The sequence below is a fragment of the Methanothrix sp. genome, assembly GCF_016706325.1.
GTDB lineage: Archaea > Halobacteriota > Methanosarcinia > Methanotrichales > Methanotrichaceae > Methanothrix.
Map to the genome: position 1 here is coordinate 272,877 of NZ_JADJJX010000001.1, position 21,959 is coordinate 294,835.

The following is a 21,959-nucleotide window of genomic DNA, read 5'->3' on the forward strand; positions in this document are numbered from 1 at the left end:
CAGCACATAGCCTGCCCAATTCAGCGAAGGCCAGGTTCCCTGCTGCTCTCAGCGGGATCTCATTCTACAGTCACGCATTTGGCCAGGTTTCTGGGCTTATCGATGGGCAATCCCAGCTTGTTGGCGGTATAATAGGCCAGGAGCTGAACTGCCACTGTACATAACACTGCAGAGTAGATGGGCCTGGTCTCAGGAAGCTCTATCACCAGGCTTGCCATCTTGGCGATATCAGGATCTCCTTCCGCGGCCAGGGCGATGACCTCGGCGCCTCTGGCTCTGACCTCCTTGATATTGGACTGGATCTTCTTGCCACAGGTGGCCAGAGCCACCACCGGGGTCTTCTCAGTAATCAGGGCCAAAGGGCCGTGCTTGAGCTCCCCGCCGGCATAGCCCTCTGAGGGGATGTAGGCGATCTCCTTCATCTTCAGCGCCCCCTCTAAGGATATCGGGTAAAGGTAGTCCCGGCCAATGAAAAAGTAGCTGCTGGCAGCAGAGAACCTCTCGGCGACCTTCCTGATCTCCTCCCTCTTCTCCAGGACCCTCTGCACCAGTCCCGGAAGCTTGCTGAGCTCGATCAGCATCTTTCTCGACTGGTCGGGGGTCAGATGGCCCCGTGCTCTGCCCAGGCGGATGGCGAGGAGGATGATGGCCACCAGCTGGGAGGTGAAGGTCTTGGTGGCTGCCACCCCGATCTCCGGGCCGCAACGGGTGAATATGGTCCCATCCACCAGCTCGGTCACCGTCGAGCCCACGACATTGGTTATAGCCAGGCTCCGCCCGCCGCAGGCCTTGGCCTTCTTCAAGGCCAGGAGGGTGTCAGCGGTCTCTCCGGACTGAGTGATCCCCAAGAGCAAGGTTCTGGGACGGAGCTGAAGATTGATGAACTCAGAGGCCACCTCCACATCCACCGGCAGGCCGGCAGCGCGGACGAAGAGGTTTTTGGCCAGCATACCGGCGTGATATGAGGTGCCGCAGGCGATGATGCTCACCCTCTCCAAGGATCTTATCTCCTCCTCGCTTATCCCCAGGGAGAGCCTTACATCACCATCTATCTCTGAGATCCGGCCGGAGATGGTCTCCCTGATGGCTCTGGGCTGCTCGTGGATCTCCTTGAGCATGAAATGAGTGTAGCCGCCCTTCTCAGCTGCATCTGCATCCCAGGTTATGCGCTCGACCTCCGCCTCCAAGAGCCTGCCGGAGCGATCGATGATCTCGATTCTATCTTTATAGATGCGGGCGGCATCGCCATCCTTCAATCGGATGACATCCCGGGTATAGGGAAGGAGGGCCGGTATATCGGATGCCACAAAGACTGAAGAGCTTCCTTTGCCCAATACCAGAGGGCTCTCCCGCCTGGCGCAGACGATATAAGGGGAGCTGGCAGCCATCACTGCTATGGCATAGGAGCCCTCCACCTTCTCCAGGGCTTTGAGGGTGGCAGCAAAGAGGTCCTCCTTGTAATAGAAGTGGATGAGATGGGCCAAGACCTCACTGTCCGTCTCGGACTGAAACTCATATCCCATCTCAGCCAGGAGCTCCCTTAGATCCAGATAGTTCTCAATGATGCCGTTATGGACTATGGCGATCTCTCCGGAGGTATGGGGATGGGCGTTTATATCGCTGGGCCGGCCGTGCGTTGCCCAGCGGGTATGGCCTATTCCCATTCCCTCTCCCGGGCTTCCCATTCTCTTGTAGCTCTTCTCCAGGTCCGCTATCCGCCCAGATGACTTCAGCACCTTGACTGAGCCCTGTGATAAAACAGCCACTCCGGCGGAGTCGTAGCCCCGATACTCCAGCCTCTTCAAGGTATCAAAGAGGATCGGTCCAGCCTTATCCTCTCCAATGTAGGCCACGATTCCACACATCAGCAGATCACCCTGCTATCTCTCTTTATCATCCCTCTGATTGCCGCACCTGATCCGATGCAGGCTTTGGTGCCCACCACTGTACCTGGGCTTGCCAGGACCCTGGCTCCGGCTGAGACATCATCGGCAATGATCGCCCCGAACTCCGCCCTTTGGAAGAGCCCTTCTATCTCCACCACACAGTCGCCCGTCTCCACCACCACCTGATCACCGAGGGTGCAGCTTGCCCCGATGACTGAGTCTGAGACTATGCTGCTCGAACCGATCCGGGCATCGTTCATCAAGATGCTATTTCTAACCTCTGTGAGGGGGCCGATTTTGGCCGAGCTGCCCACTGAGGTGGAGGGAAGGATGACGGCATTGGGACCGATATCGCAGTCCTCACCAATAGAGATCGGGCCCACCAGATAGGACCCGGAGCGGATTATACTCCCTGCACCCACATGCACCGGACCCTTGATCACTGCCCCCTCCTCCACGCCGCCCAGGATCTTTGGCTCATCCATTCCCAAGGCCAGGTTGTTGGCATTGAGCAGGTCCCAGGCAAATATGGCATCCGCCCAGATCCCCTTGGTTATCTGGGGCCTGACCTCTACTCCTTCCAGGATCATATGCATGATGGTCTCAGGAAGCTCATAGGACCCCCGTTCTGATATTGGAGCCTGTTTGAGGGCATCGAAGACCTCGGGGGTGAATTTGTAGGCCCCTGTATTCAGGATTCCCGAGCAGGGCCGTCCAGGCTTTTCGATTATCTCCTTTACCAGCCCATTGTCAATGATCAGGACCCCGTAATCTCCTGAATGGCGGCGGAGGGCAGACAGTATCACATTCTCTCCCTCAGCCATGACCAGCTCGGCAATTGCCCTCTTATCGATGAGGTTGTCCCCATTCACCACCAGGAACTCCTCGTCCACATAAGGCTTGACCTTGAGCAGGGCATGGGCCGTACCTAAAAGCTCATTCTGCTCAATGTAGGTGATATTGACATCGAAGTCTATGCCGTCCTCGAAGTAGTCCATAACTCTCTCTTTCTGATAGCCTACCACCACATAGATTTCCTTGATATCGTTTGCTGCCAGCGCGCGAATAACATATTCCATAAAAGGCCGGTTGCCTACTGGAAGCATGACCTTGGATCGGGTCTGGGTAAGCGGTCTGCATCTGCGGCCTTCACCTGCCGCCAGTATAACTCCCTTCAAATCCATCACAGCCAGAGTCCTTAAATCCATGTATAAGTCCTGTATGGCTTTAGATCTTTTCGGTCAATCATATTTAAAAAATAGATATGGATAATAATGAGGGGCAATGAGAAAGCCCAGGCTTTTATAGGAGCCCGGATAAGAGGGCAAAAAATGAAGGTACTGGTTATTCCCACCACCGACTGGATCAGGCATCCCGTTCCCAACCGTCTGAACTTCATCTTCGATATTCTGGCAGAGAGGCATGAGGTCTATGTACTGCACTTTGATCTGAAGAGGTTTCGCAATATGGAAGAGCGGGGGACGAACTGCCGGCTGTTGGGAGCAAGCTGGATAGAGGTCTTTGATCCCTCCCTCTATTACATCCTGAACTTTCCCTATCATATCTGGAAGATCAGGAGGATAGTGAAAGAAAAAGGGATTGAGGTCATTTTATCCACCAATGTTCTGCCCTCCCTGGCCGCCAACCTCTCCCGAAAGCCAATAGTCTTCGACTATCTCGATCACCTGGAAGAGTCGGCATCGATCTATTATCCTGGCTCTGCCCTGGGGGAGATCGTCAAGTATGTAGTGGGCCAAATCACCAGATTCAACCTCCGCCATGCCCGATCCGTCATAACTGTAACCCGAGAGCTCAGAGAGTATCTGCTGGGGGTGGGGGTCAAGGATATTGCTGTGATACCCAATGGGGTGGACAGCCGCACCCTGCAACCACTGTCCATGTCCGAGTCCAAGAGCTCTCTTGGGCTTAGGGGCACTGTCTTAGGCTATGTCGGCTCTCTGGAGCACTGGGTGGACCTGGAGATGGTGATAGCAGCCCTGCCGCACCTGAATGCCACCCTCCTGGTGGTGGGACCGGGGCTCTTTACCGATTATGGCGAGGGGATAAAGAGGATGGCAGAGGATCTGGGGGTGGCAGAACGAGTGGTATTCACTGGAGCTGTGCCCTATAACGAGCTTTCCAGGTACATCAGCGCCATGGACATCGGCCTGAATCCCCTGAAGATGATGAAGAAGAACGAGTATGCCGCTGGGGGAAAGGTCTTCAACTACCTGGCCTGCGGGCGGCCGGTCCTGTCCAGCCGGATGGTCTCACTGGAGAGGCTGCTTGGGGATAAGATATATTATTATGACGACGTGGAGAGCTTCATCGAGCAGGTGGGGAGGATAATGATGATGAGAAGAGCTACAGAGAGGTTCCGGTCTCTGGCTGAGAGGTATGACTGGAGAGTCATATCCAGTGATTATGAAAAGGTCCTGTTAAATGCAGCATTAAAATAATATAATGCGAATGTGCGACATGAGTGGCGGATGAATATAAATGAATGAAAGAGTGATAAATGAATATAATTGGTTGAATGATGGATTATTAATGGGTTAAATTAATGGGTTAATATAATCGATTTATGTGATGGATGAACATAATGAAATATATGATGAATTGATATATTTAGCTAATATGAATAATGGACATGTATGAATAATGGACATGTATGAATAATGGACATGTATGAATAATGGACATGTATGAAAATTTTATTTTTATACTATCCACAATCATCGTTTGTTGAGCATGATTGTGCATCCCTATCCAGGCATTTTCAGGTGGAGAGGATCGGTTATAAAAATCCCTGCGATGCAATCAGGATGATAGTGCCGATCTGGCGATCAGATCTTACGTTCTCCTGGTTTGCTTCCGGACACTCATTTGCTGCTGTTCTGCTCTGTAAGATCATGGGGAAGAGGTCGGCAGTAGTTGCTGGAGGCTATGATGTGGCCTATGAGCCGGAGATCGACTACGGGCAGTATACCCTGCCCAAGCATAAGAGAATGTATGCAGACATTGTGCTGAGAAATGCGGATATCATTCTTTCTGTATCCGAATTTACCAGATCAGAGGTCCTGGCCAGGGTGAGACCGAAGAGGATTCAACTCCTCTATCCAGGCATTGATACAGACGAATTCCGGCCACAGGGAGAGAAAGAAGACCTGGTGATGACTGTGGCCTCCAGTTCTGGCCGGGTGATAAGGCTCAAGGGCCTGAATTCTTTCATAGGAGCTGCTGCCCTGCTTCCAGGGGTGAGGTTTTTGGTTGTAGGCCTCTCCGAGGCAGACCGAGAAGAGCTGCAATCCAAGGCGGCGGAAAACGTCCTGCTCTCTGGATATGAGACTCAAGAGGAGCTATTGGCCCATTATCAGAAAGCCAAGGTCTACTGTCAGCTCTCTTACCGGGAGTCCTTTGGGATGGCGCTGGTGGAGGCCATGGCCTGCGGATGTGCCCCTGTGGTAACAGAGCGAGGGGCATTGCCGGAGGTTGTAGGTGATACGGGCTATTATGTTCCTTATGACAATATCAGAGCCACTGCAGAGGCGATAGAAAAGGCTTTATCCTCGAAAAGAGGGCTGAAGGCGAGAGAACGGGTGGAAGAGAAGTTCAGCCTCAAAAAGAGAGAGCAAGAATTGCGATCTTTGCTGGAGGGGCTGAGCCGCTGATGTTAAAATACTGATGAGGGATAAAAATAGATATAGTCCTTGTTTACTATGGCCATCTCTCCTCCTTCATTCAAAGAGATTATGATATACTATCCCGCAACCACACAGTGAAAGCGATCAACTTCTCTTCATCTGAATCCGCCACAAGGCTGTTGAGGGCGATGATGGACTGTGACCTGGCCGTGATATGGTTTGCCGGAGGGCATGCAGCGGCAACAGTCCTCCTCGCAAAGCTCCTGGGAAAAAAGAGCATAATCGTTGTCGGCGGCTTTGATGTCGCCTGTATCCCTGAGATAAACTACGGCCGATTCACTCAGAGCTGGACAAGGAGGCTGTTGACCAAGCTTGCCCTGCATCATGCTGACAGGGTGCTGGTGGTTGATCCTTCTTTAAAGGATGATGCTATAAAAAATGCCGGGGTCAATGGGCATAATATAGAATATCTTCCTACAGGATTCAACAGCCTTGAGTTCCATCCCCAGGGAGAGAAGGAACCTCAGGTGCTGACAGTTGCCATGGGCGAGAGCTGGGAGAGAGTTCAGATCAAAGGCATTGATGTCTTTGTAGAATCGGCAAAACACCTGCCCCAGATCTGCTTCAGGGTGGTAGGCATCGATGGGGAGGCATTATTGAGGCTCAAGGAGATGGCCCCCGAGAACGTCCAGTTCACTGGACATATCTCCCAGGACGAGCTGATCCGCTCCTATCAGAGGGCTATGATCTACTGCCAGCTCTCCATGCGGGAAGGGCTGCCCAATGCCTTATGCGAAGCGATGCTCTGTGAGTGCATTCCTGTGGGCACTGATCGCAATGGCATACCCACAGCCATAGGAGATACTGGCTTCATTGTGCCCTATGGAGAGCCTGTGGCGGCGGCAGAGGCCATCAGAAAAGCCCTGCAGGATCGGGGTGATAGGGGCAGCAGAGCCAGAGAGAGGATAGTCGAGCTATTTCCGGAGAAGAGAAGAGAGGATGGATTGATCAGGACAATGAATGAGTTGATAAAGGCCGGACCGGATGGAGGGCACTGAATCCCCATCAATGCGGGCCGATCCTCCTATCAAGAAGAGAGGCTGCTCCCTCCAGATCCCTCCTCAGCAGGCCGCATAAGATCCCCAGGATGGCCTTCGCCTTGATGGAGAGGAGATTCTCCTCCCGGATGGCTTTTAAGAGATGTCTTCGAGCATCAGACCACCTTCCCTCCCTCAGGTAGGCCCTCCCCAGATAGTAATCGATCTCCTTTGCCTTCCGGTCCATCCTGGCAGCGATATCAGAGTCCTCATCGAGCAGAGAAGCCCTGACATCTGCAGGGATATTTTTAAAAAATTCAACTGAATAGAGGCCTGCCCTTATCATTGAGCTTTTCATGGCCGATGATATCTGATTATCATGCCTCCGATAGCAGCCCAAAACAGCATTTATGGGCAAGAAATTGCCGATCAGACTCAGCTCCAGCCATGTCGATCCGTCTACGTAAGGAAGGCCTTCGAGCTGCTTGAATCCGCCAATGGACTGCAATGCATCCCTTCTGCAGACAATGGTGCAGGAATGCATGGGATTGGCGATGAGCAAGTTGCACAGCTGCTGCTCCCAGGACAGATTCATAAAGGCCTCCATATTATCGGGGAGAACAGCCAGAAGATCGCCCCTCTCGCCGATCACCTCTGCCCTCCCCCAGCTCAGGATGGCATCGCTCTTCCTCATGGCATCTATCTGAATCTTCAACTTATCAGGAGGCCACATGTCATCGCCCTCAAGGACGGCTATATATTCACCCTTTGAAATCTGAAGGGCCATATTGTAGCTCTCAGCAAGCCTCATTATGCCTTTATTATTTTGGTAGATATATTTAATTCTCTCATCATTGTATTGAGATATGATCTCCCCTGTTCGATCGCTTGATCCATCATCAACTACTATCTGCTCCCAGGCAGGATATCTCTGGGATAAGACGCTCTCCAGACACTGTGCGATGAACTTCTCATGATTATATGTGGGTGTGATTATTGACACCAATGGATCAGTAGCCATGAATGTATCCCGCAAATAGCATTTTCTTGTTGATCAGCCTCGTTATTCTTTCTTGCCTTCCCTTCTTGCCTTCCTTTCTTGCCTTCCTTTCTTGCTTCCCTTCTTGCTTCCCTTCTTGCTTCCCTTCTTGCTTCCCTTCTTGCTTCCCTTCTTGCTTCCTTTCTTGCTTCCTTTCTTGCTTCCCTTCTTGCTTCCTTTCTTGCTTCCCTTCTTGCTTCCCTTCTTGCTTCCCTTCTTGCTTCCTTTCTTGCTTTCTTGTTGTCAGGCCTTCTTTGCCAGCATGATGATATGATAAGGATTCATCCAATCCAGTCTAACCGCCTTCAGGCCTGAATAGTCGGCCATCTGCACGAGAAGCTCCCTGTCAAAGACGTGATGATGCATCCGCCGGGTGTGGAGATTGTCTGACCAGTCAGAGCCCAGTTCCTTGCTCAGCAGATCCAGCTTTGCATCATGCAGCCTGACCACCTCCGGAAGGTGGCTCAGATCATCCTCTCCTGTATTCTGCTCAAAGTCATTCAGTATATGGCGGAATGGCGTAACCGGGCGGAGATGATCGAAGGTGAGCCTCTTGTCGGGCACAATGATCAAGAGATATGCCCCATGCTTCAATATCCTCATCCATTCCGCCAGGGCCCTCAGCGGATTGGCTATGTGTTCTAAGCAGTGGGAGGATAAGAGAAAGTCATATGACTCATCTGAAATCATGTTTAAATCAACAGCATCACAGACATACTCATGCGCAAAGCGCCGCCTGGCAGCTGGCTCAGCCATTCTATTGAACCAGATCGTCTCATCGCTATGATTTATGCAATCGATCTCATCGACCACATCATACAATGGAAGGGCATCGCTGAAGAGCACTGAAGGTCCACCGATCTCGATTCCTCTCTTGCCCTTCAGGCAATCCTGATAAATGGCAGGATCCAAATGTGGATGGCAGTATCTATTCCATATCCGTCTTGATCTTATGCATTTAAGTTTCAAGAATCGATAGATAGAATCAGTCTGCATTTAAATCTATGTCTACATCATATCATGAGATATATATCTTGCCGAAACTAACTTACGGAAAGATCATGCCCTTATCTTATCGAGCATGATCGTATCTGGCATGATCGTATCTGGCATGATCGTATCTGGCATGATCGTATCTGGCATGATCGTATCGGGTATGATCGTATCGGGAATGATCGTATCGGGTATGATCGTATCGGGAATGATCGTATCGGGAATGATCGTATCGGGAATGATCGTATCGGGCATTATCGAGGCATAAAGAATTAATCTCCGCCCTCTCCGCCAGGTGCCTTAAATCCGCCTATAAGCTGCTTTGCCATCTGGATATCGACGTCATCGATCACTCTAAACAAAAATATCAAAATGAAATATATGGCAGCAGATATAGCTATCAAAAGCGGTATGGAAAGGCCATCAAGCACCCCGATTAAATGAGTCATTATCAAACAGGCTATTGAGATCTTGATAAAGGAGAAGGCCATATCTTTTGGAAGCCCATAGCCCTCTTTTGAGGCGAAGTGCAGCAGGAAGAAGAATGATAGGAGCTGTGTGGCCACAGTTGCACTGCTCGCCCCTATATAGCTATACTGGGGTATCAGGAACAGATTCAAGATTATATTGAAGCCTGCCGCCAGCATGGTCTGCTTTGCCACGATCATCTGGCGGTTTATGGAGTTGAACAGATATCCAAAAGAAGAATTAATGAAGATCAAGACCTCAGACCAGATCAAGATCCGGAGAGCAATGGCTGAGGGTGCGAAGTCCGGGCCATAGACAAGAGAGATCAAATCCTCACCCAATACCGTCGTCCCCACTCCAATGGGAATGGCCAGAATCATCAGATACTTGAAAGAGCGCTCATACATGAACCCCAGATACTTATCTGAGGAGACATAGAGCTTGGACATGATGGGGTATAGCGATCCCAAGAAGGTCACCGGTATGAAGGAGAGGATGATCACCATCCTGTATGCTGCATTGTACCATCCCATGACCTCGTTGGGATTCAATATCAGCAGAGATATCATAACGGTGTCGACATAATAGTACACCCTCACAAAAACCGATGAGAGGCCGAAGGGGATAGCCTCCCTTATAATGTATTTCCAAAGATCTAGATCTATATCCCACCTGGGGCGGGGGAACCTTCTCAGGGACACAAGGGCATAATAGCCCAGCGAGAAGAAGCTCGATAGCAGGTATACATAAGCAAAGCCGTAGACATCCACCTCCAAACCGATGGCCAGGAGAGCAAAGGTGAGCATGATTGAATTATATATTACGGTGCCTATGGAGATATACTCCATGATCTCATAGGCAGATATGACTGAGCTGATGATGCCGGAGAAAGAGACCACAATGAGAGAGAGAAGGATCACCATTACTATCTTCATGGTGGAGAAAGGATAGCCCAGGATGAAGCCTATGGCTGCTGTGGCCAGGATGGTGATCGCTGCCAGGACGAGCTTGATCAGTATGGAGTTTCCAATATAGGTTGCCGTCTTCGACCTATCTCTGGCCACATCCCTGACGATGACAGAGGTGATTCCCATGTCCGCTAAAAAGATGGAGATCGAGGCGAAGGCGATGGCAAAAGAGAGAAGTCCGTAACCTTCCGACCCCAGATAACGGGTGGTATAAACCAAAAAGAAGAAACTGAATATAAATCCAATGATATTTGAGGAAGCTAAAAAGATTGTATTCTTAGCTATCCTCTGAATGGTATTCACTGCAGATCACTTAAAGGCAGGCAGAAACCAGTCCCAGGCTCTCCCGCAGCGATCATCCCTCTTGCCATTGATCGTCTCCGGGATAATGGTCTGATCATCCCAGGGCCTCCTCTCCTCATCAGGGCTCGAATAGTCATACAGCCGGTTGACGAAGTAGATCAGAGTGGCCTGCTCGTTGCCCACCACCTTGAAGCCATGCCAGTAATGACCTGGAATCCGGACCAGTTGGGGATTCTCTCCAGCGGATATGACCTCATCCAGCTCAGAGCTCTCATCATCATAGGCGCAGATCTTCAGCGCGCCTCGAACTACAAGGAAATGATCCACCTGTCCCCTTTCATGCCGGTGCCAGGCCCTTACCATGCCCGGATAGCTCAGAGACATATTGGCCTGCACAATATCGTCCTGGATGACATCCCTCCAGTCCGTCCTCATGATCTCAGTGAAAAATCCGCGCTCATCGGCAAATCGCTTCAATGGTTTTACCACAATTCCGGGCAGCATCATACGACCTCATCATTTTTTCAGGGCTTTTTGGCTATTTCTATGATCTTTTCCTTTTTAAGCCCTGTCTTTGTGCATCTCACCCGCTTCATCTCTCATTATTCATCTTTCATCATTCATCTTTCATCATTCATCTTTCATCATTCATCTCTCATCATTCATCTCTCATCATTCATCTCTCATCATTCATCTCTCATCATTCATCTTTCAGCAATCTTCCCACACCCTTCATCCCTCAATGATCTCCTTCTTGAGCAGTTGCAGGGAATCGTTCAATGGCAAAGGCCCATTCTTCAGCATCTGCCTGGCTTTGCTGGTATCGAGGGACGAGTCCTTCGGCCTTTCCGCCAGCCAGTCAAGATCGCTCATGCGGGAGGGAAGGATCAGTCTGCTATCAAGCTCAAATGTATCGGCCAGCTGGCAGGCAAAATCATATCTTGACACCCTGCTGGCCCCGGATAGATGATAGATCCCGGATAGCTGCCTGTCCGCCGCCTCCAGCAGCATAGCCGCCAGGTTGCTGTTCAATGTAGGGGTGATGAACTGGTCTGTGACCACGCTGATCTCTTTGCCCGACCCCAGGGAGTTCAAGATCCACAGGGCGAAGTTGACCTTGCCGCTGGCTGGCCGGCGGCCATAGATGACGCAGGTTCTGGCAACACACCCCTGATCCAAAGAGAGCTCCTCCCCCAAGAGCTTGGAGAGGCCGTAATAGCTGACCGGGCCCGTCTGATCACCCTCCCGGTACAGCCCCCGCCGGCCATCGAAGACATAATCAGTGGATACGTAGACCAGGAAGGAGCCCGCAGCCCTCGCCCCCTCTGCTACCGCCCTCGTTCCTTCCACATTAATCTTGAAGGCCAGATCCTTCTCCCTTTCACATCGATCCACATCGGTGAGGGCTGCGCTATGCACAATTGCATCCGGTCTTGTCCTTTCGATGATATCGTGAATGCCATCTGGATCGAGCAGATCGAGCCTGACCCCCCTCCCGCAGGCCGGCCGGTTATGAGCATATCCGCTTAATACCTCATCTCCTCTGGCCAATGCCATCTCTGCCAGCCTGCTTCCTGCCAGGCCGCTGCCCCCGGTTATAAAGATCTTCATGAAATACCGCTCCTACCACTGCACCCGCCAGGGGGTGGCGCTCAATATGGAATCATCTATCAACGGCCGGTACCAATCGGGGTTGTTCAGATACCATTCCACAGTCATCCTCAGACCTTCCTCGAAGCTCTGCTCCGGCCTCCAGCCCAGCTCCTCTCTCACCAGGGATGAGTCCAGGCTGTAGCGGGCATCGTGGCCCGGCCGGTCCTCCACAAACTCGATCTGATCCTCGCCCCTGCCCAGCAGCTCCAGAATGAATCTAGCGATAAACAGATTGGTCCTCTCCTCTCCGGCAGAGATATTATAGATCTGCCCTTTTCTGCCCCTCCTGAGCACCTCTTCTATTGCCAGGCAGTGATCTCGTACATAGATCCAGTCTCTCACATTCTCTCCTGTGCCGTAAATGGGGATCTTTAGCCCCTCTCGGGCCCTTATTATGGTCTTGGGAATCAGCTTCTCTGGAAACTGGTACGGCCCGTAGTTATTGGTGCAGCGGGTGATCACCGCCTCCAGGCCGTAGGTTCGGGCATAGGCCAGGACGAATACGTCCCCTGCTGCCTTGCTGGCAGAGTAAGGCGAGGAGGGCCTCAATGTCGACTCCTCAGTGAACGAGCCGGTGAGGATATCCCCGTAGACCTCGTCAGTTGAGATCTGGACATACCTGGCAGAGGGGTTATGAGCTCTTATCGCCTCCAGCAGCGTGTAGACCCCGATGACGTTGCTCTGCAGGAAGGAGTCGGGATGGGAGATGGACCGGTCCACATGGGTCTCGGCAGCGAAGTTCACCACCATGTCCGCCTTGTCCACCAGCCTGGCCAGGAGAGCGCGATCGGTTATATCCCGCTGACAGAAGGTGTATCTGCAGTCATCTGCGAAGTCAGCTAGATTCTGCATGTTGGAGCCGAAGTGCAGGGCATCCAGGTTCAGGATCCTGCAGTCCTCATCTCGGCTCAAGATCAGGCGGATGAAGTTGCTGCCTATGAAGCCAAGCCCTCCGGTAACAAGAAGATTCATGGCCATCACAGCGATATATCTGAGTTGTCGCCCACAATCAGCCGGCTTCCTCTGGGCAGACTATCGCATTCCCTGATCCTGACATTTCTGCCGATCAGGCTCTCTACCACCTTTCCGGCATTGAGAATGCTGCTCTCATCCATGACGATCGAGTCCTCGATCTCAGTGCCGGATATCCGACAGCCGATGCCAATGGAGGTGTAAGGGCCGATGTAGGAATCGGATATCGTGCTCCTCTCCCCAATGATACAGGGGCCCTTCACCACCGACCTTATGATTCTGGCTCCCTTCTCCATCACCACCCGTCCCAGGATCCTGGACTCCTCCACCTCTCCCTCGCACCTTCCATCGATGTCATCCAGGATCAGGCGGTTGGCATCGAAGATATCCTCTGGCTTTCCGGTGTCCTTCCACCATCCCTCCACAAAGGAGGCATCCACCTTATAGCCGTGCTCAATCAGCCACTGAATGGCATCGGTGATCTCCAGCTCATTCCTCCAGGAGGGGGTGATGGACTTGCAGGCCTGGATGATCGTTGGGGTGAAGAAGTATACCCCCACCAGGGCAAAATTTGAGGGTGGTTCTTTCGGCTTTTCCACCAGCCTTCTGATGCTCCCGTCCGGGTTCAGGTCAGCCACCCCGAAGCGCTGGGGATCGTCTACCGGGGTGAGCAGAACGCTCGCACTGCTCTTCATAGCCCGAAAGCGCTTCTCATGATTGACTATGCCGTCTCGGAGGATATTGTCCCCCAGGTACATAACAAAATCCTCATCCAGGAAATCCTCCGCCACCAGGATGGTATGGGCAAGCCCTTTGGGCTCGCCTTGATATATGAACCGGATGGGGACCGGCCAGTCTACTGAGCGGACGGTCTCTATGACCTGCTCCTTGTTCGGCCCCAGGATTATGCCTATCTCCTCCGCCCCGGCCTCAATCACATCCTCTATGGCATAGAATAGAACCGGCCTGTTGGCCACGGGAATCAGCTGTTTTTGCTGCGAATAGGTCAGAGGCCTCAGCCTCGTCCCTGAGCCGCCTGAAAGTATGAGCGCCTTCACAGTTCACCCCTCAAAGAGCCCTCGACTCTGCATCCATGGGCCCGGTGTAGGCCTGACGATAAGATATACTCTTCGATCTGGCGAGAGGGTTGATGGAAAAAAGAGATCTTCAGGGTCCGGGATATATGACCTCGATGTTCTCCATATTGAGTATCAGTTTTCGCAGCTCCTCGCAGTTGATGGTATGCTTGTACTCGCTGCACATCTTCACCCTCTCGGACAGCTCCTCCAGCTCCTTATCCTTGAGGTAGTAGCCCATCCTCTGGGTGATATATTTCAGGGCTTTGACTCCCGTATGCTTGCCGATGATTATGTGCCTTGCTGCCCCCACCATCTCCGGAGAGTAGAGCTCGTAGGTCCTGGGCTCCTCCAGGACTGCTGCCACATGGATCCCCGACTCATGAGAGAAGGCATTGGTTCCCACCACCGCCTTATTCTTGGCCAGGGGGACGCCGGAGTAGGTCTCGACCAACTGGGAGAGATCCTTTATCTTGGTCAGATCATAGCTGTCGATATTGTAGTGCATCCGCAGAGATATCAGCAGCTCCTCCAGGGGGGTATTGCCGCTGCGCTCACCGATTCCATTTACTGTGGTGTGCAACTGCCTTGCCCCCGCCTCTGCACCGGCCAGGGTATTGGCCAGGGCCAGCCCCATATCATCATGACAGTGCATGCAGATGGGAGTCTTGATGGTCTTGCGAAGCTCGCTGATCATATAGTAGGTTGTACGGGGGTTCATGATGCCCACAGTGTCCGCTACGCTCACGTAATCGGCATTGTACTCCTCAGCCTTCTTGTACAGCTTTCTCAGGGTCTCAAAATCAGTGCGTGTTGCATCCTCCGCTGAGAATCGCACTATCAGGCCGTGCTCCTTGGCATACTCCACTGTCTGTAGGGCGCAGGCTATGGCCTCAGGGCAGCTCATATGGAGCTTGTGCTTCAGATGCAGGTCTGAGGTGGCGATGAAGACGCTGATCATGTCCACGCCGCAGCTCATGGCAACGTCGACATCATTCTTGACCGACCGGGATAGGGCGGAGATCTTGGCTTTAAGCCCCAGGTTGCAGACCTCTTTCACGGCGTTCATCTCTGCAGACGAGACTACGGGAAAGCCTGCCTCGATGACCTCCACTCCGATCTCGTCCAGCCGGATGGCGATATCCAGCTTCTCATCGGCCTTGAAGACCACTCCTGGCATCTGCTCCCCATCGCGTAAAGTTACATCGCAGACCTCTATATCCAGAGGCGGAGTTCCGGCCAAACGGAGAAATTGGTTCAGGGAGTAGTCTTGCATAATGTGGTCAATTGATGATTTCATTACATAAATCGGTTTCGAAGGAATATGCTTTCCGGTTGAGGTCGAAGTTTAAAGCTCTGCATATCGTTCCAGTATCCAGCGGTTGCGCACCTCGGGATGAAACATCAGCCCCCAGATGGGCCGATAGGTGTGAGAGAAGGCCTCAGGAGCCCGATCAGTCCCGGCCAGGCACAGAAATTCGTCCGGCAGGGAGACATCAATGTCGTGGAGATGATAGACCTCGATCTTGCCGCAGGGGCCCAGAAGGGGGGAGGGACAGATCACCTGGATCTCATCCAGGCCGATGGCAGGCTCCGATCGCGGGAGGAGCCCGCCTCCAAAGGCAGCAGCAATGATCTGCATGCCTGTACAGATCCCCAACACCGGCCCTGTCCACTCTCTCAGCCAGCTATATCTATCCAGATGGTTCAGGCATTCCTTATCCTTCAGGGCTGTGCCGCAAAGGAGGACCTTATCGCAGCCCTCCAGGGTCGGTCTATCCAGGAGGGTGTAGTGGCAGGTCCGGCAGGATGCGCCGGCCCTCTCCAGAGCTCTTTGGACCGGATGCACGAACTCATATCGGGAGAGGGAGCCTGCCTGGCGGCAGTTATCCACCAGCAAGATTTCGGCTCTGCCATTCATCTCTCCACCAGCCTCACCGCCTCTATTATGTACTGCCCCCGGTAATGGGCATAGACTCTGGAGGCTCGCAGGACCTCAATTCGCTCTCTGAATAGAGGCCCGTCCAGGACAAAGGTCTCGATCTCTCCCCCCTCTCCAGAGGGATTGATCTGATACCTCTCCTGCATCCGGGCCAGCCTCATGACCATCTCTTCCGTCAGCTCCTCCCCCAGCCAACTGGCATCAAAGGGATAGGCATAGACCCCAGAGATGATCACCCGAAAGCCATCTCTCAATAAAGTCCGCAGATAATCGATCTGATCGGTCTGCCAGAGGGGATTGAAAGACCACAGGTCGAGGGCCTGGCAGATCCTCTGCACCCTGGCAGCCTGGTAGACCGACTCTATCGCCCCGCTGACAATCCCCTCGATGCCATATCGATCTTTAGCCTCGGCCAGGGCAGCCTTCAGGTCCTTCAGCTCCTCCTCCTCTATCCCCCGGGTGGGCCAGCATAACTGGGGGATGTTCATGGCCTCGGCCTGCGAGGAGGCAAAGCGGATGTTAGGGGTGTGAAACATATAGCTGTCCGGATTTTGGGAGAGGAGGGTTATCAGGCAGGCCACTTTATCTTTCTCCTGTGCCCTCCAGCAGGCGTAGACTGAGTCCTTCCCCCCGGAGAACAATACGCCCAGCCTCATGGAATCCTGTGCTGCTATTTGGCCCCCTCCTCTCCTTCTGGCATCTCTAAGTTGAGCATCCCCCAGATCTTTTCCATATCCAGATGGGACCGCACCGCCTCAGCCAGCTCACTGTAGCCGCTTCCTCTCCTCCCCTCAGCCCTGAGGGGTCGCTCTTCTGCCCTCCGGGCTCCGGGCGCTGGCCCCCTCCCTGCCGGATTCTTTCTCTCATAGAGGAAATCTAAGAATGCATCCCCGAAATTCTGGTTATCGAATATGCCATGCAGATAGGTGCCCATCACCAGGCCGTTCTCTGCCACTGCCCCATCATCTCCAAAGGCCGCTGGATCCAGGGAGTCTGTCTGGCCCGTGTGAATCACATAGCCTGTTACCTCCTGGCCTCTGAGCCTCTCCAGGATGGGGCCATTGCCTGTGACTGGCTTATTGACCTGCGCTGTCCTCTTCTCATATCGGTCAAAGCGGGTGGTGGCATTGAGCAGACCCAGCCCGCAGAGGCGGCCCTCAGTATCCTCCACCTCGCAGTCGATGATCTCCCTTCCCATCATCTGATAGCCTCCGCAGATGCCAAGGATCGGAGTTCCTGTGAGGGATTTGATCTGATCTGCCATCCCCTTCCTTTTCATCTCCATAAGGTCGGATACAGTGTTCTTGGTCCCCGGTATGATCACAGCATCGGGATGGCCCAGGGGCTCGTCCAGATCTACATATCTGATATAGGCCCTCCTCTCCAGGGGTTCAAAATCGGTGAAGTTGCTGATCCGGGGAAGCCTGATCACTGCTATCTCCACCGCCTCGGAGGAGAGGCGGGCCTTCTTGTCTCCCAGGGAGACGGAGTCCTCTGAGGGTATATCCAGATCGAGATAGGGGAGGACTCCCAGGACGGGAACGCCGGTGAGCTCATATAGCGAGCTCAAACCCGGGCCGAGGACGGCGGGATCTCCTCTGAATTTGTTGATCACCATGCCGCGAACTAAAGAGCGGATGTCCGGGGGGAGGAGCTGGAGGGTGCCATAAAGGCTGGCGAAGACCCCTCCCCGCTCGATATCCCCCACCAGGATTATGGGGGACTGCAAGAGGCGAGCTACATAGATATTGGCCAAATCCCGCTCGAAGAGGTTTATCTCTGCTGCCCCTCCCGCACCCTCCACGATTATGTAGTCGTACTCCTTCTCCAGCTCTCTTACAGCGCTATCCACCACCTCTTTCAGCCCCTCGATATCGCGGTAGTACTCCTCTGCTGATTTGTCCGCCAGGGGCTTTCCCAGTACTATGACCTGGGACGTTCTGTCCCCCTTGGGCTTGAGGAGGATGGGGTTCATGAACTCTGTGGGCTCAGTCCGGGCGGCCCGGGCCTGCACTGCCTGGGCGATGCCGATCTCTGAGCCGTTCTTGGTCACCCAGGAGTTGAGGCTCATATTCTGGGACTTGAAGGGAGCGACGCGGCATCCCCGGTCGGATAAAAGGCGGCAGAGAGCAGCGACAAGGGTGCTCTTGCCGGAGTGGGAGGTGGTGCCCAGCACCACAATGAAGCGGGCCATGAGCAGAGCGGGGATGTTCAAGCATATTTGTCTTTTGGAAGGCTAGTTTTTTTAATCTCTGGGCGATGAAAAGAGCACACTATAGAAGCCACACTATAGAAGCCACACTATCGAAATTATACTATAGAAGCTACACTATAAAAAGCATCCCTGCAAGAACTACTCTGTAGAAACCCCGCTCGAAATCATTAAATAAAAATGGAATCCAGTGACCTTGGGTGTGAACAATCATGAAGGCGCTGGGAATTGTGGGAAGCCCAAGAAGGAACGGCAATGTGGACACCCTGGTCTCAAAGGTCCTGGAAGGAGCGCAGGAGGCGGGGCTTGAGACCTCCAAGTACATCCTCAATGAGATGAACTACTCCGGCTGCCAGGCATGCGAGTACTGCAAGTCTCATGATCACTGCCGCCTGGATGACGACCTCACAGAGCTATTCGCGGAGATGAAAGAGGCGGATGCGGTGGTCTTCGGATCGCCGATATACTTTTTCCTGTTCAGCGGGCAGTTCAAGCTGATGGAAGACAGGATGTACTCTCTGATCGATGCAGCATTCGTCCCCCGCCTCCGCCCGGGAAAGAGGGCCATTATCGTTACCAGCCAGGGGGATGCAGATGTTGCCAGCTATGCCAAGGCCGCAGACGATTTCGCCTTCGCCCTGAAGATGCTCGGGTTTGAGCTGAAGGATATCATTCGCATGGTCGATGGCATCGCGCCGGATGCCGCCCTGGCGAGAAAAGATATGCTGGATATGGCAAGCTCTGCAGGAGCGGCCCTGGGCAGGGAATAGAATAGAGATTCCGGCATTTATATCGCTGATATCGATGATATCGATGATATCGCTGATATTGATGATATCGATGATATCGCTGATATTGATGACATCGCTCAGAGGGGTGGGGTTTGGCTCGCCCTTCAAAGCCCTTTAGAGCCTGTTCAGGGCGGAGACTCTTAGGCCAATCAGCCTCACCCTCTTCTGTCTTCTTAAGAACAGATCAACCAGGCGCCTGCCATTGTTTCTGAGGATAGCAAGATCCTTGGTGGCGAAGGCAAGAGATCTCGATCGCGTGAATGTATCGAAGTGCTCGAATCTGATCTTAACGGTGATGGTCCTGAAGCGAAAGCCGCACTGGAGCAGCTCAGAGCAGATCTCCTCTGCCAGGCCGTCCATCGTCTCCAGGATGGGGGCGGCATCTATTATGTCCCTCTCAAATGTAACCTCGCGGCCAATGGATTTCGTCTCACCGTCCACCACAACCTCGCTCGGGTCGATGCCCTGAGCGCGCTGATGCAGCCTTCGTCCCAGACTCCCCAGATGCCTGGCCAGGTGGTCGGGATCTGTCCCCGCCAGCTGGCCGATGCTCCTGATCCCCAGATCATGCAATATCTCCTCCGTCCTGGGACCCACACCGGGAATCTTCCTGACCTCAAGAGGAGAGAGGAACTCACTCACCTCCTTCTCACTGATGATCGTCAATCCATAGGGCTTCTTGAAGTCGGAGCCGATCTTGGCCAGCATCTTATTGGGGGCAACTCCAATCGAGCAGCTCAGAGCCTCTCTTTCCAGGACCTCCTCCATTATTCTCCTGGCCAGACCGGCGGCCTGATGGAGATCCTGCACCCGGGTGGAGAGGTCAAGGTAGGCCTCATCTATCCCCCCCTGCTCAAACCTATCAGCATGGCTTCTCAGAATTCTCATCACACTATTGGACGCCCGCTGATAGAGCTCGTGGTCCGGACGGAGATAGACACCCTGCGGGCAGAGCCTCCAGGCACGGGATATGGGCATAGCCGAACGGATGCCAAAGCTCCTCGCCTCATAGGATGCACTGCTGACAACGCCCCGCCCCCGTCCCTCTTTGGGGTCAGCGCCCACGATCACCGGCTTTCCCTTCAGCTCTGGACGCTCCCGCACCTCCACAGAGGGATAGAAGGCATCCAGATCGACATGCATTATCGTCCGCATCCTGCCTCCTCTAGATGCCCTCCTCTGCTGCCTTCAAGATAGCCTCTGTCAGCAGGGTGAGCAGGACAGTCAGATCCTCCATGATGAAGATCTCACTCAAGGCGCGATCAAAGAGCATCGTGGCATCGGCTGGAAGGTCCTCATCGCCCCTCCAAAATAGAATCCGAACAAGGATCCCGGGAAATGTCCCCACCTCCACTGCCACATCCGCCCCCTCCACTCTACTGCCGGCAAAACCCTCCTGGAGTATCCTGGCCAGACCGTCCGGGTCCCGGCCAAATCGCTCTACAAGCGGCCTGATGGCCTGGCGGGTGAAGTTGGAGCAAAATAGCCTTCCCCCAGTGGTCTCTTTGATGGAGATCCAATCGCCCAGAGGATTGTATCCCCTCTTCGATCTGCCGATCAGATAGCGCAGGATGAGAACAGATGCAACCTCGCTGGCGGGAAGGCGGGAAGGAAGGAGCAGAACCTCCCTTTCGGCAAGCCTTATCTCATATCGATCTCGAATCAGCGATAGGCTGCAGTAGGGCGGGAAGTCCATTCCTTCCAGCTCCCTCCAGGACAAATCCAGTGATATCTCATATCCCATCCATCCACTCCTCCATCCATCCACTCCTCCATCCATCCACTCCTCCATCCTGCACCTTTATGTGAAGTGAAGTCCAGGCGGATTGATCAGCCTTTCGGTTTCAGCCGATCAGCTTCGGCCGATCAGCTTTGGCCGATCAGCTTTGGCCGATCATAAAGCATCGAAGAACCACCGGCCAGGAGGAAAGATTATTTAAAAAAAAGGATAAAAGAATATCGCTGCATAATATCCTTTGAGAGCATGATCGTCACCCTACCAGGAGACGCCGGGAGATATGGAGAAATATTGAGAGATAATGAGAGATTCCATGGCCGAAGACAGAGGATACCAATTGGCAGTATTATTTATAATCCTGGCTGTGCTGTTCTGGGGCTTCTCTTTCATAAGCACCAAGGTGGTCCTCTCACAGATTCCACCTATATCGATAGCTCTGTTCAGGCAGATCATCGCCACAATTACCCTGATCATCCTTCTCTCTCTCACCCGAACCCAGCTCAATGTGGAGAAGAAGGATGCAGGGTATATCGTCCTGGCCAGCCTCTTTGGAATAGTGATGTACTTTGTGCTTGAGAACACCGGGCTCCAGTACACCACAGCATCCAACGCCTCTATGATTGTAGCCTCTCTTCCCATATTCACCCTATTTGCAGAGGCTCTGCTCTATAAGCTGAAGGTCACCAGGGGCATGATTCTCTGCTTGCTTCTGTCCACCATTGGGGTGGCCCTGGTGGTCACAGTCGACGGAAGGCTGGATCTATCATCAGCAAGGCTTTTAGGCAATCTGCTGGTGATGGGAGCGATCATCAGTTGGGTGATCTACTCCATCCTGAATCGAAGGATCTCTGCGCATTACCCCAGCCTGAGCTTAACCGCCCTTCAATCAGCCGCCAGCATAGCCCTGTACATTCCTCTGGTCATCCCGGAGATGAGAAGATGGCCTGCGCCCTCAGAGATAACGCTGACGGTTTTCGCCAATCTTCTCTTTCTGGGAGTCTTCTGCTCCGGCCTCGCCTATGTATTTTACATCTATTCCGCCAGAAGGCTGGGGTTGACGGTCGTCTCCGCCTTCCTCAACCTCATCCCAGTGGTGACGGTGATCTTCGGCTATCTCCTCTTGAATGAGACCCTCTCCTGGCTGCAGCTCCTGGGAATAACACTGATAATGATCGCTTTGTATCAGTTAAACAGGCTGGTGAAAAGAGCGCCAGCATGAGCCGGAAAAAAAGCAGGT

Annotated in this window: 22 protein-coding genes; 6 read left to right on the top strand and 16 right to left on the bottom strand. The window is 53.1% G+C overall.

Features of this window, described 5'->3' with window-relative positions:
- Positions 1-59: 59 nt before the first annotated feature.
- Together glmS and glmU are read right to left on the bottom strand one after the other, a co-directional pair.
- Positions 60-1,865 carry a glutamine--fructose-6-phosphate transaminase (isomerizing) gene (gene glmS / locus IPI63_RS01415; protein ID WP_292476217.1) on the bottom strand — a complete coding sequence of 602 codons (1,806 nt, stop codon included), beginning with the start codon at positions 1,863-1,865 and terminating at the stop codon, positions 60-62.
- On the bottom strand, positions 1,865-3,094 hold the full coding sequence (gene glmU / locus IPI63_RS01420) for a bifunctional sugar-1-phosphate nucleotidylyltransferase/acetyltransferase (RefSeq protein WP_292476218.1): 1,230 nt from the start codon (positions 3,092-3,094) through the stop codon (positions 1,865-1,867). Before glmU ends, glmS begins: the two co-directional genes overlap by 1 nt.
- A 123-nt stretch (positions 3,095-3,217) precedes the next feature.
- On the opposite strand from glmU, the gene IPI63_RS01425 reads away from it, so the two are divergent.
- The 3 genes from IPI63_RS01425 (at position 3,218) to IPI63_RS01435 (ending at position 6,588) form a co-directional block, all read left to right on the top strand.
- The gene (locus IPI63_RS01425; RefSeq protein ID WP_292476219.1) at positions 3,218-4,345 is read left to right on the top strand and encodes a glycosyltransferase; all 1,128 of its coding nucleotides are present in this window, start codon (positions 3,218-3,220) and stop codon (positions 4,343-4,345) included.
- A gap of 324 nt (positions 4,346-4,669) precedes the next feature.
- On the top strand, positions 4,670-5,557 hold the full coding sequence (locus IPI63_RS01430; RefSeq protein ID WP_292476220.1) for a glycosyltransferase family 4 protein: 888 nt from the start codon (positions 4,670-4,672) through the stop codon (positions 5,555-5,557).
- 107 nt (positions 5,558-5,664) lie between these two features.
- Positions 5,665-6,588, top strand: coding sequence for a glycosyltransferase family 4 protein (locus IPI63_RS01435; RefSeq protein ID WP_292476222.1), 924 nt, complete (start codon positions 5,665-5,667; stop codon positions 6,586-6,588).
- 7 nt (positions 6,589-6,595) lie between these two features.
- Here IPI63_RS01435 and IPI63_RS01440 read toward each other — a convergent pair whose 3' ends face one another.
- Genes IPI63_RS01440 through IPI63_RS01450 form a run of 3 tightly spaced genes read right to left on the bottom strand, consistent with a single transcriptional unit; the run spans position 6,596 to position 8,518 of the window.
- Positions 6,596-7,588 carry a glycosyltransferase gene (locus tag IPI63_RS01440; RefSeq protein ID WP_292476224.1) on the bottom strand — a complete coding sequence of 331 codons (993 nt, stop codon included), beginning with the start codon at positions 7,586-7,588 and terminating at the stop codon, positions 6,596-6,598.
- Positions 7,578-7,895 (bottom strand): hypothetical protein, encoded by a 318-nt coding sequence (locus IPI63_RS01445; RefSeq protein ID WP_292476226.1) that lies wholly within the window; start codon positions 7,893-7,895, stop codon positions 7,578-7,580. Before IPI63_RS01445 ends, IPI63_RS01440 begins: the two co-directional genes overlap by 11 nt.
- A complete protein-coding gene (locus IPI63_RS01450; RefSeq protein WP_292476228.1) occupies positions 7,850-8,518 on the bottom strand; it encodes a class I SAM-dependent methyltransferase in 669 nt (222 codons plus the stop codon). Before IPI63_RS01450 ends, IPI63_RS01445 begins: the two co-directional genes overlap by 46 nt.
- Before the next feature lie 184 nt (positions 8,519-8,702).
- Here IPI63_RS01450 and IPI63_RS01455 point away from each other — a divergent pair, with 184 nt between their 5' ends.
- Positions 8,703-8,867, top strand: a complete 165-nt coding sequence (locus IPI63_RS01455; RefSeq protein ID WP_292476230.1) for a hypothetical protein — start codon at positions 8,703-8,705, stop codon at positions 8,865-8,867.
- Positions 8,868-8,871: 4 nt separating this feature from the next.
- Here the strand turns inward: IPI63_RS01455 and IPI63_RS01460 are convergent, their stop codons facing one another.
- The 9 genes from IPI63_RS01460 to IPI63_RS01500 all read right to left on the bottom strand — a co-directional run bounded on the left by IPI63_RS01460 (position 8,872) and on the right by IPI63_RS01500 (position 18,175).
- The gene (locus tag IPI63_RS01460; RefSeq protein WP_292476232.1) at positions 8,872-10,338 is read right to left on the bottom strand and encodes an oligosaccharide flippase family protein; all 1,467 of its coding nucleotides are present in this window, start codon (positions 10,336-10,338) and stop codon (positions 8,872-8,874) included.
- Between the two features lie 6 nt (positions 10,339-10,344).
- A complete protein-coding gene (locus IPI63_RS01465; protein WP_366850841.1) occupies positions 10,345-10,842 on the bottom strand; it encodes a dTDP-4-dehydrorhamnose 3,5-epimerase family protein in 498 nt (165 codons plus the stop codon).
- Between the two features lie 228 nt (positions 10,843-11,070).
- Positions 11,071-11,949 carry a dTDP-4-dehydrorhamnose reductase gene (gene rfbD / locus IPI63_RS01470; RefSeq protein WP_292476235.1) on the bottom strand — a complete coding sequence of 293 codons (879 nt, stop codon included), beginning with the start codon at positions 11,947-11,949 and terminating at the stop codon, positions 11,071-11,073.
- Between the two features lie 12 nt (positions 11,950-11,961).
- A complete protein-coding gene (gene rfbB, locus IPI63_RS01475; RefSeq protein ID WP_292476237.1) occupies positions 11,962-12,963 on the bottom strand; it encodes a dTDP-glucose 4,6-dehydratase in 1,002 nt (333 codons plus the stop codon).
- A gap of 5 nt (positions 12,964-12,968) precedes the next feature.
- Positions 12,969-14,021, bottom strand: a complete 1,053-nt coding sequence (locus IPI63_RS01480) for a glucose-1-phosphate thymidylyltransferase (protein ID WP_292476239.1) — start codon at positions 14,019-14,021, stop codon at positions 12,969-12,971.
- Between the two features lie 109 nt (positions 14,022-14,130).
- Positions 14,131-15,315, bottom strand: a complete 1,185-nt coding sequence (locus IPI63_RS01485; RefSeq protein WP_292476241.1) for a homocitrate synthase family protein — start codon at positions 15,313-15,315, stop codon at positions 14,131-14,133.
- 72 nt (positions 15,316-15,387) lie between these two features.
- Complete coding sequence (locus IPI63_RS01490) at positions 15,388-15,960, bottom strand: type 1 glutamine amidotransferase (protein ID WP_214064378.1); 573 nt, start codon at positions 15,958-15,960, stop codon at positions 15,388-15,390.
- Entirely contained in the window at positions 15,957-16,637 is a 681-nt protein-coding gene (locus IPI63_RS01495; protein ID WP_214064379.1) for a diphthine--ammonia ligase, read from the bottom strand. Before IPI63_RS01495 ends, IPI63_RS01490 begins: the two co-directional genes overlap by 4 nt.
- 14 nt (positions 16,638-16,651) lie before the next feature.
- Positions 16,652-18,175: a cobyric acid synthase gene (locus IPI63_RS01500; protein WP_292476244.1), complete on the bottom strand. Its 1,524-nt coding sequence runs from the start codon at positions 18,173-18,175 to the stop codon at positions 16,652-16,654.
- Positions 18,176-18,405: 230 nt separating this feature from the next.
- Between IPI63_RS01500 and IPI63_RS01505 the strand changes: the two genes are divergently transcribed.
- On the top strand, positions 18,406-18,963 hold the full coding sequence (locus IPI63_RS01505) for a flavodoxin family protein (protein WP_292476246.1): 558 nt from the start codon (positions 18,406-18,408) through the stop codon (positions 18,961-18,963).
- Between the two features lie 135 nt (positions 18,964-19,098).
- On the opposite strand, the gene dinB is transcribed toward IPI63_RS01505, so the two are convergent.
- Together dinB and IPI63_RS01515 are read right to left on the bottom strand one after the other, a co-directional pair.
- Positions 19,099-20,139, bottom strand: coding sequence for a DNA polymerase IV (gene dinB, locus IPI63_RS01510; RefSeq protein ID WP_292476247.1), 1,041 nt, complete (start codon positions 20,137-20,139; stop codon positions 19,099-19,101).
- 10 nt (positions 20,140-20,149) lie between these two features.
- Positions 20,150-20,764 carry a DUF3786 domain-containing protein gene (locus tag IPI63_RS01515; protein ID WP_292476248.1) on the bottom strand — a complete coding sequence of 205 codons (615 nt, stop codon included), beginning with the start codon at positions 20,762-20,764 and terminating at the stop codon, positions 20,150-20,152.
- Positions 20,765-21,059: 295 nt separating this feature from the next.
- On the opposite strand from IPI63_RS01515, the gene IPI63_RS01520 reads away from it, so the two are divergent.
- Positions 21,060-21,941, top strand: coding sequence for a DMT family transporter (locus IPI63_RS01520; RefSeq protein WP_292476250.1), 882 nt, complete (start codon positions 21,060-21,062; stop codon positions 21,939-21,941).
- The last annotated feature ends 18 nt before the right edge of the window (positions 21,942-21,959 follow it).

Excerpts from the sequence above, each read along its gene's own strand:
- IPI63_RS01490 (WP_214064378.1), bottom strand. The coding sequence starts at position 15,960 with ATGAATGGCAGAGCCGAAATCTTGCTGGTGGATAACTGCCGCCAGGCA.
- IPI63_RS01425 (WP_292476219.1), top strand. The coding sequence starts at position 3,218 with ATGAAGGTACTGGTTATTCCCACCACCGACTGGATCAGGCATCCCGTT.
- IPI63_RS01455 (WP_292476230.1), top strand. The coding sequence starts at position 8,703 with ATGATCGTATCTGGCATGATCGTATCTGGCATGATCGTATCTGGCATG.
- IPI63_RS01500 (WP_292476244.1), bottom strand. The coding sequence starts at position 18,175 with ATGGCCCGCTTCATTGTGGTGCTGGGCACCACCTCCCACTCCGGCAAG.
- IPI63_RS01515 (WP_292476248.1), bottom strand. The coding sequence starts at position 20,764 with ATGGATGGAGGAGTGGATGGATGGAGGAGTGGATGGATGGGATATGAG.
- glmS (WP_292476217.1), bottom strand. The coding sequence starts at position 1,865 with ATGTGTGGAATCGTGGCCTACATTGGAGAGGATAAGGCTGGACCGATC.
- IPI63_RS01465 (WP_366850841.1), bottom strand. The coding sequence starts at position 10,842 with ATGCTGCCCGGAATTGTGGTAAAACCATTGAAGCGATTTGCCGATGAG.
- dinB (WP_292476247.1), bottom strand. The coding sequence starts at position 20,139 with ATGCGGACGATAATGCATGTCGATCTGGATGCCTTCTATCCCTCTGTG.
- IPI63_RS01485 (WP_292476241.1), bottom strand. The coding sequence starts at position 15,315 with ATGCAAGACTACTCCCTGAACCAATTTCTCCGTTTGGCCGGAACTCCG.
- rfbB (WP_292476237.1), bottom strand. The coding sequence starts at position 12,963 with ATGAATCTTCTTGTTACCGGAGGGCTTGGCTTCATAGGCAGCAACTTC.
- rfbD (WP_292476235.1), bottom strand. The coding sequence starts at position 11,949 with ATGAAGATCTTTATAACCGGGGGCAGCGGCCTGGCAGGAAGCAGGCTG.
- IPI63_RS01495 (WP_214064379.1), bottom strand. The coding sequence starts at position 16,637 with ATGAGGCTGGGCGTATTGTTCTCCGGGGGGAAGGACTCAGTCTACGCC.
- IPI63_RS01440 (WP_292476224.1), bottom strand. The coding sequence starts at position 7,588 with ATGGCTACTGATCCATTGGTGTCAATAATCACACCCACATATAATCAT.
- glmU (WP_292476218.1), bottom strand. The coding sequence starts at position 3,094 with ATGGATTTAAGGACTCTGGCTGTGATGGATTTGAAGGGAGTTATACTG.
- IPI63_RS01505 (WP_292476246.1), top strand. The coding sequence starts at position 18,406 with ATGAAGGCGCTGGGAATTGTGGGAAGCCCAAGAAGGAACGGCAATGTG.